This is a genomic window from Flavobacterium petrolei, assembly GCF_003314435.2.
GTDB lineage: Bacteria > Bacteroidota > Bacteroidia > Flavobacteriales > Flavobacteriaceae > Flavobacterium > Flavobacterium petrolei.
This window is the reverse complement of sequence record NZ_QNVY02000001.1, coordinates 181,710-197,729: the sequence shown is the minus strand read 5'-3', so window position 1 is coordinate 197,729 and position 16,020 is coordinate 181,710. Positions and strand designations below refer to the sequence as shown.

At 33.8% G+C, this 16,020-nt stretch carries 13 protein-coding genes; 5 read left to right on the top strand and 8 right to left on the bottom strand.

Features of this window, described 5'->3' with window-relative positions; translation table 11 throughout:
• Nucleotides 1–110 precede the first annotated feature (110 nt).
• From DR871_RS00865 to DR871_RS00850, 4 genes are all read left to right on the top strand, one after another.
• Complete coding sequence (locus DR871_RS00865; protein WP_113665265.1) at nt 111–1,064, top strand: AAA family ATPase; 954 nt, start codon at nt 111–113, stop codon at nt 1,062–1,064.
• A gap of 331 nt (nt 1,065–1,395) precedes the next feature.
• A complete protein-coding gene (locus tag DR871_RS00860) occupies nt 1,396–4,167 on the top strand; it encodes a bifunctional aconitate hydratase 2/2-methylisocitrate dehydratase (RefSeq protein WP_113665267.1) in 2,772 nt (923 codons plus the stop codon).
• Nucleotides 4,168–4,295: 128 nt separating this feature from the next.
• Nucleotides 4,296–6,563 (top strand): aconitate hydratase, encoded by a 2,268-nt coding sequence (locus DR871_RS00855; protein WP_113665268.1) that lies wholly within the window; start codon nt 4,296–4,298, stop codon nt 6,561–6,563.
• 714 nt (nt 6,564–7,277) lie between these two features.
• A complete protein-coding gene (locus DR871_RS00850) occupies nt 7,278–8,768 on the top strand; it encodes a peptidoglycan endopeptidase (protein ID WP_113665269.1) in 1,491 nt (496 codons plus the stop codon).
• A gap of 66 nt (nt 8,769–8,834) precedes the next feature.
• On the opposite strand, the gene DR871_RS00845 is transcribed toward DR871_RS00850, so the two are convergent.
• The 3 genes from DR871_RS00845 to DR871_RS00835 form a co-directional block, all read right to left on the bottom strand.
• Entirely contained in the window at nt 8,835–9,344 is a 510-nt protein-coding gene (locus tag DR871_RS00845) for a pyridoxamine 5'-phosphate oxidase family protein (RefSeq protein WP_113665270.1), read from the bottom strand.
• Between the two features lie 190 nt (nt 9,345–9,534).
• Nucleotides 9,535–9,996 carry a VOC family protein gene (locus DR871_RS00840; RefSeq protein WP_113665271.1) on the bottom strand — a complete coding sequence of 154 codons (462 nt, stop codon included), beginning with the start codon at nt 9,994–9,996 and terminating at the stop codon, nt 9,535–9,537.
• A gap of 90 nt (nt 9,997–10,086) precedes the next feature.
• Complete coding sequence (locus tag DR871_RS00835; RefSeq protein ID WP_113665272.1) at nt 10,087–11,139, bottom strand: glycosyltransferase family 9 protein; 1,053 nt, start codon at nt 11,137–11,139, stop codon at nt 10,087–10,089.
• A 493-nt stretch (nt 11,140–11,632) separates the two neighbouring features.
• On the opposite strand from DR871_RS00835, the gene DR871_RS00830 reads away from it, so the two are divergent.
• The gene (locus DR871_RS00830; protein ID WP_113665273.1) at nt 11,633–11,860 is read left to right on the top strand and encodes a CDGSH iron-sulfur domain-containing protein; all 228 of its coding nucleotides are present in this window, start codon (nt 11,633–11,635) and stop codon (nt 11,858–11,860) included.
• A 120-nt stretch (nt 11,861–11,980) separates the two neighbouring features.
• On the opposite strand, the gene DR871_RS00825 is transcribed toward DR871_RS00830, so the two are convergent.
• From DR871_RS00825 to DR871_RS00800, 5 genes are all read right to left on the bottom strand, one after another.
• Nucleotides 11,981–12,841, bottom strand: a complete 861-nt coding sequence (locus DR871_RS00825) for an NAD(P)-dependent oxidoreductase (protein WP_113665274.1) — start codon at nt 12,839–12,841, stop codon at nt 11,981–11,983.
• 655 nt (nt 12,842–13,496) lie between these two features.
• Entirely contained in the window at nt 13,497–14,324 is an 828-nt protein-coding gene (locus DR871_RS00815; protein ID WP_129752515.1) for a hypothetical protein, read from the bottom strand.
• A 141-nt stretch (nt 14,325–14,465) separates the two neighbouring features.
• On the bottom strand, nt 14,466–14,678 hold the full coding sequence (locus DR871_RS00810) for a hypothetical protein (protein WP_113665276.1): 213 nt from the start codon (nt 14,676–14,678) through the stop codon (nt 14,466–14,468).
• 24 nt (nt 14,679–14,702) lie between these two features.
• A complete protein-coding gene (locus DR871_RS00805; RefSeq protein ID WP_129752514.1) occupies nt 14,703–15,035 on the bottom strand; it encodes a hypothetical protein in 333 nt (110 codons plus the stop codon).
• 109 nt (nt 15,036–15,144) lie between these two features.
• A complete protein-coding gene (locus tag DR871_RS00800) occupies nt 15,145–15,996 on the bottom strand; it encodes a tetratricopeptide repeat protein (RefSeq protein WP_129752513.1) in 852 nt (283 codons plus the stop codon).
• Nucleotides 15,997–16,020 lie beyond the last annotated feature (24 nt).

Here is a 16,020-nt window from a genome sequence, read left to right as displayed (position 1 = left end):
TGCCCTTCGCGGATCGATTAGCAATAAAAAAGTTTTCGATAAATAAAGAAAAAGAGTTAGTTTTATGATTTCATAATGCTAACTCTTTTTAATTTTAAAATACTTCATACATGTCAGACGTAGCAGCAATACATAATTTAGTTCAAAAACGAAATGAGCTAAAAAACGAAATCGCAAAAATCATTGTAGGTCAGGATGTTGTGGTAGATCAAATCTTACTTTGTATTTTTTCTGGTGGTCATGCATTGTTAGTAGGTGTTCCCGGATTAGCCAAAACTTTGATGGTAAATACGTTGGCACAAGCGCTGGGTCTTGATTTCAAGAGAATTCAGTTTACCCCGGATTTAATGCCTTCGGATATTTTGGGAAGTGAAATTTTAGATGAAAGCCGTCAGTTTAAATTTATAAAAGGGCCTATTTTTTCGAATATTGTTCTGGCAGATGAAATCAATCGTACGCCGCCAAAAACCCAAGCTGCATTATTAGAAGCCATGCAGGAACGTTCTGTTACTATTGCAGGAGAGAATTATAAATTAGACTTACCGTATTTTGTTTTGGCTACACAAAATCCAATTGAACAGGAAGGTACGTATCCTTTGCCCGAAGCTCAATTAGACCGTTTTATGTTCGCCATAAAATTAGAATATCCTTCTTTTGCAGAAGAAGTTCAAGTGGTGAAGCGCACAACATCCGATATAAAAAACACCATAAATCCATTATTTACCGCTCAGGAAATAATAGATTTTCAACATCTGATTCGCCGAATTCCTGTTGCGGATAATGTTATAGAATATGCTGTGACATTAGTCAGTAAAACTCGTCCGGATAATCCTTTATCAAATGAGTTTGTCAAAAATTATCTTGATTGGGGTGCGGGTCCAAGAGCATCGCAAAATTTGATTTTGGCGGCTAAAGCCAATGCAGCTTTTAATGGAAAATTTTCTCCGGATATTGAAGATGTGAAAGCTGTTGCGACAGGGATTTTACGTCATCGAATTATTAAAAATTACAAAGCCGACGCTGAAGGAATTACAGAAGAAATGATTATTGCTAAGTTGGTATAACTGTTTTTTTTTTGAACTCTGAGCTTGATTTTTGATCGTAACTACAACGTTTTCTTAGTTCTGATGGTTTTTGTAATTTGATATTCATTAGAATATAATTAATTATTTGTTGATTAATCATTTTAGTGTTAAATTTTTTCAAATTCATCAATTTTAAAGAGTAAAAGTCAGTATTTAGTAATAATATCATTTCAAAAAACCACATCTATTAAATTTTTTCAAATATCATCTTAAAGAGCTAAATTTGCGTCGCGAATAAAAACTTAGTATCATGGCTTGTAATTTTGAGTTAAGTAAAATAATTAGCCATTAACATTGAAAACAACTTACTATGAACATTTATAACGATTATCTAAAGGAAATCGAAGACAGAAAAACTCAGGGACTTAACCCAAAACCAATTGATAGCGCTGAATTAGTAAGCGAAATCATTGCACAAATTAAGGATTCAAATAACGTAAATCGCGAAGATTCAATTTCGTTTTTTATTTACAATACGGTTCCTGGTACGACACCTGCAGCTGGTGTGAAAGCATCTTTTTTGAAGGAGATTGTTCTTGGTGAATCAGTGGTGAATGAAATTACGCCAGCATTTGCATTAGAGTTGTTGTCACACATGAAAGGTGGGCCATCAATCAAAGTTTTGCTTGACTTAGCTTTAGGAAATGATATTACAATTGCTAAATCGGCAGCAGAAGTTTTAAAAACACAAGTGTATCTTTATGAGGCTGATACTGATCGCTTAGAGGCGGCATTTAAAAGCGGTAATGAGATTGCAAAAGATATTCTCGTTAGCTACGCTAAGGCGGAATTCTTTACGAAGTTGCCAAAGGTAGTTGAGGAAATTAAGGTTGTTACTTATGTTGCTGGTGAAGGAGATATTTCTACAGATTTACTTTCTCCAGGTAACCAAGCGCATTCACGCTCAGATCGTGAGTTACATGGAAAATGTTTGATTTCGCCTGAAGCTCAAGATGAAATTAAAGTCCTTCAAGCGCAACATCCGGACAAAAGTGTGATGTTGATTGCTGAAAAAGGAACTATGGGTGTAGGTTCTTCAAGAATGTCAGGAGTGAATAATGTAGCTCTTTGGACAGGTAGAAAAGCAAGTCCTTATGTGCCATTCATAAACATAGCTCCAATTGTTGCTGGAACTAATGGTATTTCCCCAATTTTCCTTACTACTGTTGACGTTACTGGTGGTATTGGTCTTGATCTTCAAAACTGGGTAAAGAAAACAGATGCAAATGGAGCGGTTCTGCGTAATGAAAACGGTGAGCCTATTCTAGAAGAAGTTTATTCTGTTGCAACTGGAACAGTACTGACTATTAATACAAAAACAAAAAAACTTTACAACGGTGATAAAGAATTAATTGATATTTCTAAGGCATTTACGCCTCAAAAGATGGAATTTATTAAAGCTGGTGGGTCTTACGCTATTGTATTTGGAAAAAAACTACAAACTTTTGCATCAAAGACTTTGGGAATTGATATTGTACCGGTATTTGCTCCGTCAAAAGAAGTTTCTATTGAAGGACAAGGTCTTACGGCAGTAGAAAAAATATTCAATAAGAACGCAGTTGGTTCAACTCCAGGTAAAGTTTTACATGCAGGTTCCGATGTGCGTGTTACGGTAAATATTGTAGGTTCGCAAGATACGACTGGTTTGATGACTTCTCAGGAATTAGAGTCTATGGCTGCTACTGTGATTTCTCCAATTGTTGATGGTGCATACCAATCTGGTTGTCATACAGCATCAGTTTGGGATAATAAGTCTAAAGCAAACATTCCAAGATTGATGAAGTTCATGAATGATTTTGGTTTGATTACTGCTCGTGACCCTAAAGGGAACTATCACGCAATGACAGATGTAATCCACAAAGTTCTTAATGATATTACTGTTGATGAGTGGGCGATTATTATTGGGGGTGACTCTCATACAAGAATGTCAAAAGGAGTTGCTTTTGGAGCTGATTCAGGAACGGTAGCACTCGCATTAGCTACGGGTGAGGCTTCAATGCCAATTCCGGAGTCAGTAAAAGTTACCTTCAAAGGTGATATGAAAGAATATATGGATTTCCGTGATGTTGTTCATGCTACACAATCTCAAATGTTGAAGCAATTTGGTGGAGAGAATGTATTTCAAGGGCGCATTATCGAGGTTCATTTAGGAACACTTACTGCTGATCAAGCTTTCACCTTTACAGATTGGACAGCAGAGATGAAAGCGAAAGCTTCTATTTGTATTTCTGAGGATGACACTTTAATTGAATCATTAGAGATCGCCAAAGGAAGAATCCAGATCATGATTGATAAAGGAATGGATAACGAGAAGCAAGTCTTAAAAGGATTAATCGCTATCGCTAATAATAGAATTGCAGCAATCCAATCAGGTGAAAAACCAGCTTTGACTCCTGATGCTAATGCAAAATATTTTGCTGAAGTTGTAATCGATTTAGATATCGTTGCTGAACCTATGATTGCAGATCCAGACGTAAATAATGCGGATGTTTCTAAGCGTTATACGCACGATACTATTAGGCCACTTTCCTTTTACGGTGGTGTGAAAAAAGTAGATCTTGGTTTCGTAGGATCTTGTATGGTACACAAAGGTGATCTGAAGATTCTTTCTCAAATGCTAAAAAACATTGATGAGCAATATGGTAAAGTAGAGTTTAAAGCACCTCTTGTCGTGGCGCCTCCTACGTATAATATTGTAGATGAACTTAAAGCTGAAGGAGACTGGGAAGTTTTACAAAAGTATTCTGGTTTCGAATTTGATGATAATGCTCCTAAAGGCGTGGCACGTACAGGATATGAAAATATTCTATATCTTGAGCGTCCAGGCTGTAATTTATGTATGGGTAACCAAGAAAAAGCAGCAAAAGGAGATACTGTAATGGCAACGTCTACGCGTCTTTTCCAAGGAAGAGTTGTTGAAGATACAGAAGGTAAAAAAGGAGAATCGTTACTTTCGTCAACACCAGTTGTTGTATTGTCTACAATTTTAGGTAGAACTCCAACTCTTGACGAATACAAAGCTGCGGTAAAAGGTATAAATCTAACGCAGTTTGCACCATCTCATAAGTTGTTGGTTAGATAATAACTAATTTTTGTTAATTATATCAAAAAGCTTAAGTCTTTCAACAGACTTAGGCTTTTTTTATTTTAATAGGTCTTCTATTTTTTGTACCTTGTGGTTTTAAAGATAACAACAGAAAATAATTAGATATGGCTTTTGATATAGAAATGATTAAAAAAGTGTATGACAACATGACTTCTCGTGTTGACAAAGCACGTGAAATAGTTGGTCGTCCGCTTACTTTAACAGAGAAAATATTGTACAATCACCTTTGGGATGGAATGCCGTCAAAAGCTTTTACAAGAGGTGCTGATTATGTCGATTTTGCTCCAGATAGAGTTGCGTGTCAAGATGCAACCGCTCAAATGGCGTTGTTACAATTCATGCATGCCGGTAAAACTAAAGTAGCGGTTCCTACAACAGTGCATTGTGATCACTTGATCCAAGCTAAAGTTGATGCTGTAACTGATTTGGCCAGAGCAAAAACACAAAGTAATGAAGTGTTTGAATTTCTTTCTTCGGTATCTAATAAATATGGAATTGGTTTCTGGAAACCAGGAGCTGGGATTATTCACCAAGTAGTACTTGAAAATTATGCTTTCCCAGGTGGAATGATGATTGGTACTGATTCTCATACTGTGAATGCAGGTGGTTTAGGAATGGTAGCCATTGGTGTTGGTGGTGCTGATGCAGTTGATGTTATGTCAGGAATGGCGTGGGAATTGAAATTTCCTAAATTAATTGGAGTAAAATTAACTGGAAAACTTTCCGGTTGGACAGCTCCAAAAGACGTTATCCTTAAAGTAGCAGGAATTCTTACCGTAAAAGGTGGAACAGGAGCTATCGTTGAATATTTTGGAGAAGGCGCAACTTCTATGTCTTGCACTGGAAAAGGAACAATCTGTAATATGGGTGCCGAAATTGGTGCAACTACTTCTACATTTGGTTATGATGATTCTATGAGCCGTTATTTGCGTTCTACAAATAGAGCTGATGTTGCTGATGCAGCGGATAAAATTGCTCCATATTTAACAGGTGATGCGGAAGTTTATGCTAATCCAGAATTGTACTTTGACCAAGTTATAGAAATTAACTTAGACGAATTAGAGCCACATTTAAACGGACCTTATACTCCGGATTTAGCAACTCCAATCTCTAAAATGAAAGAGGAAGCTATCAAAAATAACTGGCCTTTGAAAATTGAAGTAGGTTTGATTGGTTCTTGTACGAACTCTTCTTACGAGGATATTGCTCGTGCAGCTTCAATAGCAAAACAAGTCACCGACAAAAAATTAAAATTAAAATCAAAATTCACGATCACTCCAGGTTCTGAGGTGGTTCGTTATACAATCGAGCGTGACGGTTTTATCGATACTTTCGATAAGATTGGTGCGACGGTATTTGCTAATGCGTGCGGACCATGTATCGGAATGTGGGACAGAGAAGGAGCAGAAAAAGAAGAACGCAACACAATCGTTCACTCTTTCAACCGTAACTTCTCCAAACGTGCCGATGGAAATCCAAACACTTTGGCTTTCGTAGGTTCACCGGAATTGGTAACAGCTTTGGCAATTGCCGGAGATTTAAGTTTCAATCCGTTGACGGATACTTTAATAAACGAAGATGGTGAAGAAGTAATGTTAGAAGTGCCAACAGGCGACGAATTGCCGAAAAACGGATTTGATGCTGAAGACCCGGGTTTTCAAGCACCGGCAGAAGATGGTTCAGGTGTTCAAATCGCGGTTAGTGAAACTTCAGAAAGATTACAATTATTAGCGCCATTCTTGCCTTGGGATGGGAAAAACATTATAGGAGCTAAATTATTGATCAAAGCTTTCGGAAAATGTACAACAGATCACATCTCTATGGCTGGACCATGGTTGCGTTTCCGTGGACATTTAGATAATATTTCTAATAATATGTTGATTGGTGCTATCAATGCATTCAACCAAAAACCAAATACAGTGAAAAATCAGTTGACTGGTACTTACGATGCAGTTCCTGCTGTAGCGCGTGCATACAAGGCAGCTGGTGTCCCTTCAATTGTTGTTGGAGATCACAACTATGGAGAAGGATCTTCTCGTGAACATGCCGCTATGGAACCTCGTTTCCTAGGTGTGAAAGCGGTATTGGTAAAATCATTTGCTCGTATCCACGAAACAAACCTTAAAAAACAAGGTCTTTTAGGATTGACATTTGCAAACGAAGCTGATTATGAGAAAATTCAGGAAGATGATACCATCAACTTCACAGATTTAGTTGATTTTGCTCCAGGAAAACCATTAACATTAGAATTCGTTCACGCGGATGGAACCAAAGATGTTATCTTGGCAAACCACACGTATAATGAAGGGCAAATTGGTTGGTTCGTTGCAGGTTCAGCATTAAACCTTATTGCTGCTGCTGGAAAAGCATAAGCATTTCAATACTATAGTTCTAAAACTCTCAAGGAAACTTGGGAGTTTTTTTTGTTTCAATTACACTTTGTTTCTGGAGCTGTTTCCTGCTGACCGTTTCAAGCTTTTTGCACAATTGCTTTTGTCCAAGATAAAAAAGGAGCTTCTTTTAGTCGCTCTTTTTTATTTGGAAAAATAGGCAATTCTGCTTCAAAAGGCTTTCCACTCTCATCAGGGCTATTTAATCAAAACCAAATTATTCGTTACTTTAGTATTAATGATAAGAGTGAATATTTTTTAAAAAAGCATCAAATTTGCGGTTAAAATGTGTTGAAAAATCAAAAAAAAGAGTCGTTTGTGTTTAAACTGCGTTAAAATTAAAAAAAAAAGAAGGTTTTTTGATTTTATAGTTTAAATTAGCAAACAAGAAAAATTAAATTGTATTTGAGCTTATTGGTTATTAGTTACATCAATTCTCTACCCATTTTTATTTTCTGCGCAACAATAGCATACAATTGTCTTGCGTTACTGTTTGAGTTGCTTTTGCAATCACAACAAAAAATCAACAAATAATAATTGCACAAATTAGGCTCTCTTTTATCAAAGAGATGAGAAATTTTTTTACAATTTTTTAAATAAAAATAGTAAAAGTGCATTCCTAAGCGAGATTTAATAATTATATCCCGAAATCGCTATGAAGAATACAATGGGGTAAGTAATTTGAAATAAATGAATATGACTTTTAGAGTAATAGTAACATTAGTTTTTTTAAATAGTATCGTTCTTTTTTCACAGGAGAAAATCACAAAACACACTATAGTAAAAGGGGAAACAATATCGAGTATCGCTGAGAAATATGAAGTAAAACAAAGCGCTATTTTTAAATTAAATCCCAATGCCAAGAATCTTTTAAAACTCAATTCCGTTTTATTAATTCCTATCGCTTCTACAAAAAATACTGTTTCTAAAAGTAAGATTGCAATAAATAATTCCGTTAAAGAACACGAAGTTCAAGCTAAAGAAACACTTTACGGAATCGCAAAACAATACGGAATTTCCTTTAAAGAATTAAACCAAGTCAATCCGACACTCGCTTCTTCCGAATTAAAAATTGGTCAAAAAATAAATATTCCCGGTAACGCTACCGCATCTGAAATAGCGACGATTGCACCAATAAAACAAACGGAATCAAAAAATGAAGTGGCTATTTTGCCTCAATCCACGGAATCGATATCCACAAAACCTGATACATTTAGTTGGGAAGTTTTACCAAAAGAAACAAAATATTCCATCACAAGAAAATACGGAATTACAATCAAAGAATTTGATAAAGCCAATCCAGGAATAGGCGTAAAAGCACTTAGAGTTGGTCAAAAAATAAATATTCCTGCCGCTCCTTTGTCAGAAACAGTTTTAGTATCACAAGAAACTAAAGAGTCACCAGTACTTATTTCAAAAAATGCTACTTCATTACAAACTATCGCACCAACATTAGAAGAAGCTGTCGTTATCCAAACAACTACAGATTTATCAAAAACAGTAGCGACTCAGTTTTCTCAAAATGAAACAACTACAGATAATGCACCGCAGCTTATTATCCGCGAGGTCTTGCCAAAAGAAACTAAATATGCTATTGCAAAACAGTACGGAATTACCGTTAGTGAATTAGAAAAGCAAAATCCAGATATTAAAAATGGACTTCCTGTAGGGTATAAATTAAATATTTCGGCAAATACTGTACCTGTTGAAAATGCAGTTGTAAGTACTGATAGCTACCATAATTCGGATATTCAAACTTCTAAAATTGATTTTAATAACGCTTCGAAACCAACTTTCAGTCATGATTTTTTAGATCAGTTGATTGAACGTGCTTCCGAAAATATTGGATCACGGTACCGCACAGGAGGAACCACAAAATCTGGATTTGATTGCTCAGGTCTTATGTGTACTACTTTTGGAGCATTCGATATTAAATTGCCAAGAACATCACATGAGCAGTCCAACATTGGAACTAAAATTAACACGGAAGAGGCTCAAAAAGGAGATTTAATTTTCTTTAAAACTAATGGTAGAAGCCAAATTAATCATGTTGGGATGGTCGTTGAAGTTTGTGATGATGAAATTAAATTCATTCACTCATCAGTTAGCAACGGGGTAATAATCTCATCTACCAAAGAGAAATATTATCGAAAAAACTTTTCTCAAATTAATAGAGTACTACAATAGTTTCTTAGAAAAATAAAAATATTCATATTCAAAACGTTCCAAGATTGGAACGTTTTTTTATTTCTTTTAGATTTTTATTTCTCCTTTATTCCCACTTACATAATTAGTTCCTGTAGCAACTGAGGCCGCCATTTTTAGAAAATTAACCATTTGATTTCCGTCAGTGTCCCAGAAGTATGCACTGCTTGGTTTTACTTTAATAAGCGAAATTTCAGGGTCATTTTTACCTTCTTTAAACCATATGTTTACAACGGGAGACCAAAGCTCTTCGATTTTTTCTTGATTGGTAACTATGGATGCGTTACCATTTACAACCATGTAACTTCCTTTTCCAGGATGTGCAAAAAATAATTGAACACTGGAATCTTGCTCAATTTCTTTGTTTTTATCACTATTTTTTTCGCTGAAGAACCAAATGTTTCCTTCATCGCATACTTTTACAGCTCCCATAGGTCTGGTGGTTGCTCCATCATTCGTTTTGAGATTGGTACAAAAAAGGCAGGTGTTGATTTCTTCAACCAGACTTTTAAGTTTATCTATTCCTTCAACTGTATGTTCATTTGCTTGATCACTCATAATCCTAAGTTTTAGTTCTATTGTTAGACTCCGTAAATTCTTATACAAAGTTGGGAAACAAAACACAAAAAAGGGTTACACAATTAAGAGTAAAAGTTTCAACTTTCACATATCTATAGCTTAAGTAGCTGATGATTAATACATACAACTTCCGAAGGATATAAATTAAAAGGGAAGTAGCTGGATTTGGTTATTTTTCAACACTATTAATTTCAATCCAATATCCATCGGGATCTTGGATATAGATTTGTTTGATTCCATCTGCGCGAACCGTAATCTTATCAAGTGTTCCAGGCCAGTCGGAATAGGTAATGTTGAGGTTTTGCAGCTTAGTGATTAAAGCATCAAAATTAGTGACTTTAAACGCCACATGAACCGCTTTGTTTATGGTAACGGGTTCTTTTATGGTTGACACAAGATGTAATTCTTTCCCATCTCCCAATGAAATCCATCTAATTCCTTCTTTTTTGGTAAGGTTGGTGATTTCTGAAAGCTTCAATACATTTTTATAAAAATCAACAGAGCGATCCAGATCTTTAACTGAAAGTGCCATGTGATCTAACTTCAAAGTAAAAGTTTCTAGATTTTGTGACCAAAGTGTTCCCGTACAAAAAAATGCAAATAGGAGCGGAAGTAGGAGTTTTGTTTTCATTTTGCTGCGATTGCGTTCAGTATTTTAATCGATTTACCGTTTCATTATTGCCACTTCAAATGATATATTTATAACTAGGATACAGATGAATTATCGTTTAAGCAGTACGTTGTTTATTGTTTCAATCCAATTCTCTTTGTTACCGCTATTCGTATCTATGGCTGTGCTATTATTGTTGTAAGGCCTATACATATTTATATTTGGACGGGAAAATAATCCCACTGTTGGAGTTAGTACAGAACTTGCCAAATGCATAATGCCGCTATCTGCGCCAATAAAAAGTTCAGTATTGGCAATGACAGCGCCAATTTCACGGATGTCTTTGCTGTAAAAAGTAGTTGCTTTAAATCCTATTTGCGAAATGTTTTCAACGGGTAAGATTTCAATAATATTATAATCAGAATATTCTATTTTCAATCTTTCATAGAATTCCTCCCACCAAGATTCTGAATAACATTTGTCAGAAGTAGCATAGGTAAATATGCAAATGGTCTTTTTGTCATTTTTAACCAGTTCTTTAACAATTGTATGGCCTTCAGCAATTTCTGAAGCACTCAATTTAAGGTCTAGTGACGGAACAGGATTTTCATTTTTTGGGAACCCCAATTTGGTCAAAAAACTTCTAAATTCGTACACGGGATATTTTGCGATATGCTCATAATCGGTGTGCTTCAATTGCATTTCCTCATCCAGTTCTCCAAAAAATTTGTATTTGGCATCTGCAAATTGTGCCGATAATCGTCCAGAAGAGGAGTTTTTATCCACGTTGATGACAATGTCATATTTTTGCTTTTTAATTTTCACCCAAACCTTGAAATAGTCGATCAAATTTTTGAAAGGTTTTTTTGGAAGTTCAATGATGTAATTGATGTTGGTGTAATTTTTAAAAACAATTGGAGCCAAACCTCCTTTTACAAACAAATCAATTTTACAATCAGGAAAAGTAGCAATTACATCCTGCACCAGTGGTGTTATGAGTAACAAATTTCCAAGTCTGTGATTGGGTCTGGAAATTAAAACCCTTTTGATTTCGATTTTTTGAGATAAATCGATTATTTGATTCTTTTGTGAATTCCCAATATTTTTAGTTAGGTTATGCGTTACAATTCTTCGGAATACATTTACTTTTTTTAAGATACTCATGCTTTTAAAATATTATATAGTATTGAAATCATTTTTAAATATAAAATTGAAAAGGTCTGTTTTTATTCTTTTTTACAGAACATAAAATAAATAACACCACCCAAAACGGATTACCTAACGGGCAAATATACAATATAGAAGCTAATAATATTTGTAGCTTCTTATAATATACTTTATTCTTAAGGATTGAATATGCAAATAAAAACGACATATAAAGTTACGCTGTATTTTTGCAATTAATTTGATTGTTATGTTCTTCAATGGTTGGATAATTTTAAGGAGAATGTCCTCTTTTTTGATTGTGCCAAATTTTGAGATATTCAAAAATTTCTAATTTTTAATTTCTTTCAGTTGCCTGCGATTGCTCCTAATTTAACTGTAGCACAAAATAGAATTAATGTAAATTACGATTTGGAATCATAAAAAAGCGCAGCAATGCAGAAAGGTCCTAAAATATTTTGCAATCTTTGAACTCTAAAAAAATTAAAGCATTATGAGCAAGACAAAACTAACAATTAATCGCAATGGTTCTATAAAAATAGAAGGCGATTTTGAAATAACAGACTGTGAAGGAAAAACATACGGATTAGAAGGAAGAACCGCTTTGGGTCTTTGCCGTTGCGGATTGTCAGCAAACAAACCTTTTTGTGATGGTTCCCACCGCAATGGTTTTGAGCATGAATCAGCTGCATTTGACTTGCCACCAGTTAAAACGAAGTAATATCGTTTTCTGATTCCATTAAATAAAAAAGCTACATTCCTAAAGATGTAGCTTTTTTGTTTTTTAAGTAAACCAATTAAAATCAATGATTTATTCGCTGGATGTACTACTATTCAATTATCACTTATTTTTTAAACTGCTGATAATTGCCATAACATCTTGATCGCCTAATCCTTCTTGTTCTGCTGCAGCATAACTGTCATACAAAGGATGAATCAACGGGGAATCGAGTCCGGCTTCTTTGGCCAGTCTTAAATCTTTAACTAAATGTTTCAACGCAAATGCTGCCGGATAGGAATCATTCAGAATGGAAGGTGTTTTGATATTCGTAATGCCGTTGCCGCAAGCGCCTTGATTGATGATGTTGAGCATGTCTTCTTTGCTTACGCCATTTTTCTCCGCAAATAAAACCGTTTCGGCTATACCTTGAAGATTCAATCCTAATAAATAATTGATGGCTAACTTAGCCGAACTTGCCACGCCAGGTTCGCCTACGTGAATGGCAATCTTACCCAAAACTTCAAATATTGGTTTGGCTAATTCGTAGTCTTCACTCGAAGCGCCAACGAGAATGACCAAAGTTCCGTCTTGTGCCGGTTTTACACTTCCAGAAACGGGAGCATCTATAAAATGTACGTTATGTTGGTTGCAAATGGTGTTTAAATAACGCGAGGTTTCCGGAGCAACCGTGCTCATATTGATGATGGTTTTGCCAGAATTGGTTTTAGACAATAAACCTGTTGGTCCCTCAAAAACTTCTTTGACAGCTGCATCATTGGATAACATCGTCAAAACTACGTCACAGGTTTCCATTAGTTCTTGTAAACTGCTTGCTGATTTTGCTCCTGCAGCCAGTAATGGCGCTTCTTTATCTTTGGTGCGATTGAAGACAGATACTTCAAAACCTGCTTTGAGTAGGTTCATAACCATTGGATTTCCCATGTTGCCAAGACCAATCCATCCTAATTTTAATGTATTCATGATTTTTAGGGGTAAAATGATTCGTTTCCTGTTTTGCTGTTAAAACTATAATAACATCAGAAATGCGATACTAAAGTACGGTTTATTTCTGGGAAAGGAACATAAAATTACGAGTGTAACGGATTATAAATATCCAAACAAACGAGTTTTATAAATTCAGTAGTCCTTCAGTAAATTTAAAAGTTTAAGGAGTGCAAACCCCAAGCCTATTCCAATTAGAAACCAAAAAAAATCTTTGTTTTTTGTCTATTTTTACAAATTGTTCCTTGAGTAATATTCCATTTTCTTTCAATTCAAGTTTGATTTCTTTTTTGTCGAATTGTTTGTATTTGGATTCTAATATCAAATCTCTGGCGTGTATTTTTATTTCATGGGTAATTCCAGAAAAAGAAAACTTTTAGAAATTCTTTTTCCATGCCGTAAAACGCTTTCCATTCCAAAAATAGAGTTTCAGAATTCTATTTTATTCAAGTCAATATTAAATTCAGCGTATTTCATTTTTGGTTTGAGTCTTTATAATGTTTCAAATCTAAATCATCATTATCCGAAAAATTATACAACCGTGCAATAGTATTATTTTCTAGTTTTTTTGTAAAGTATTAATTTTGAGTAAGGAAAAGTTTTCAGCACCATCGAAAATAGATGGTTTAATTAATCAAATTTTTACTTCAACATTTTTTACAAATACTGTCATGTTGTTTTGATTATCGTATATCCGTAACTCTTTCATATTGCCTTCGCTATCATCTTCTTCAATGCTATAACCGCCAGAAACATGATTGATTTTTATCCCGTAATTAAAACCAAAACTATTATAGTAGAAATAAATTGTTCTAACATTTCCTTTTTTAATTTCTTTAGATTTTATTATAAATTCTTTACCATTTAAGGATTCAGACCTAGTTGAAATAAACTCGTCTTTTTTATAAATATTTTTAAATTTTTCTATCCCCACTAATTTACCATTTTGGTCATAAGTTTGAGATTTTAGAGTATTGCCATTAGAATCATATTTCCATTTATTACTCAAGTAGTACTTATGGCTATCTTTATACTTATTATATAGTTTTGTGTATTTCCCTGATTTATTATAACTACGTTTTTGTCCATTTAAGGTATCTCCATTTAAGATTTGATAATTTTCAGTTCTATTCTTTTTTTCATCGTATACATAGATTACCTTTCCTATGGTGTCTCCTTTGGAATTTATATCAGTGGATATATACAACCTATCAGTATTAACTTCAATTATAGAATGAGTTTTGTCCCTTTTGTATACACTAGCAGATATAGCATTTAGGATATTATTTTCTGTTGTAATAATTTTTCGAATACTATCAAGATGTGTTACCATTACTTTTTTGCTGATTGTATCCTTCTTCTTGATTTCGTAAGCGGTGATGGTTTGTTTGTAATATGGCTTCGATTGGCATATTCCCAAAAATGGTATGAAGAATGTCAGTAAAATTATTTTATATTTCATTTTTACAGATATTGGATTAAAATAGTATTCAATTTTTTGGTACTTGAATATGTTAGGAATTTCGGAATATAGTTTTTTTGGATTAACGATACGTGATGTGAAATATGATTCCATTATAACCACAGTTAACCGCAATTGTCATTATAAACTAGCTTTCCTCCATTTATATAGTAGTAATCGCCTTCTGTCATCAATGTCATTTACTCTAACTTCTGTAACGTCTTCTATTTTGAAAAGAGAAGTTCCTAGATCTTCACCGTTTTTAGCAATACAATTTAAAATGAAATCTTCATCAGAAATATCTTTTACAAATCCTGTAAAAAATTCACTTCCATTTATCTCAAAACTAGCCATTTGATCTTTTGCCTTATGAAGTTGTTAAATCGCATTAAATTGCCAGTTTTCTGCTTGGTTTAGATTGATTGAAAAATCAGAAGGCTTGTCAATAATATCAGAATATTCTATTAGACATTCCATTACTTTAACATAATCATCATTAAAATCAATGTTTTTGATATTTGCGACTTTTATAAAAATAATTCCATCTTGTTTTCCAAACCTAGTAAAATGTCTAAATCCGATATATTCTTCATTTATTTCAGTGATGTAGCCCACAAGAGAACCTTTGTCTGTATTGTATTGCCAAATAGAAATTATTTCCTTGTTTTCTTTTGATTTATGTAAGATAGATTGCAAAATGCTGGTACTCATTTTTGGTAAATTCTTTTGTTGATTAAATAATTTTTTTAAAAAGTTGATCATATTCTGATAAGACTTGGTTGAGCTATTTTAGTATGTTCTACTTACTCTAGCTGTATTTTTATTTATTTAATTCGGTTTCCATTTGATTCAGATTCTTTGTGTACTGATTTTCAGATTTCGACCATTTTTCAGCTTCTGTTTTCCACTTTTTGAAGTTTACTTTATCTTTATTTTTGAAATATTCATATGCTAAATTATATGCAGTTTCTTGTATGAAATTTTGCTCAGAACATATATTGGACATGTTTTCATAAGTTTCAATTACTTTCTTTAGTTCAACAAGTTTAGTATATGTATAAGCCAACTCTTTATACGTATAACAATCTTTAGGATTTTCGGCAATTGCTTTTTTAAGCGATAATTCTGCTTTTTCAAATTTTCCTAACGCATTATATGAAAATGCAAGCTCAGTTTGTAATCCTTTGAATTTGGGGTCAAGTATGTCTGCTTTTTCTAAATAAGTTAATGCTTTTTCACTTTCATTCCAACCATTGTACTTATAGCCCCAACGATATAATCTCTGGATAGAATTTTCATCAGTTTTATATAACTTTAACCAATTCGGAACTTTTTCAATATTAAGTTCTTTAAATTTTGATTCAGGAATTTCAGCGATCGGATTTTTACTCGGTTGGAGCCTTACTTTCATAAAACCAATTTCTTTTTTAGTACCGCTTTCAACTCTGTTGAATTTACCATTCTTATCAATTTTAAATTTTCCTTCATAGTTCAGCGTTAATCCTGCTTCGGAATCAAGGTAAATAAAGCCGAAAGTATAAGTGCTTTCATTATCAATTTGGTAAGCTATCCATTTGTCTTCACACTGAACATTTCTTTTATCAAATTTCAAAAGATTTTGTGCATTTATACTTGCTGTAAAAAGTGTAATAAGAATAAAAAAATATTTCATAAAAATGTTTTTTATAGTTTCATA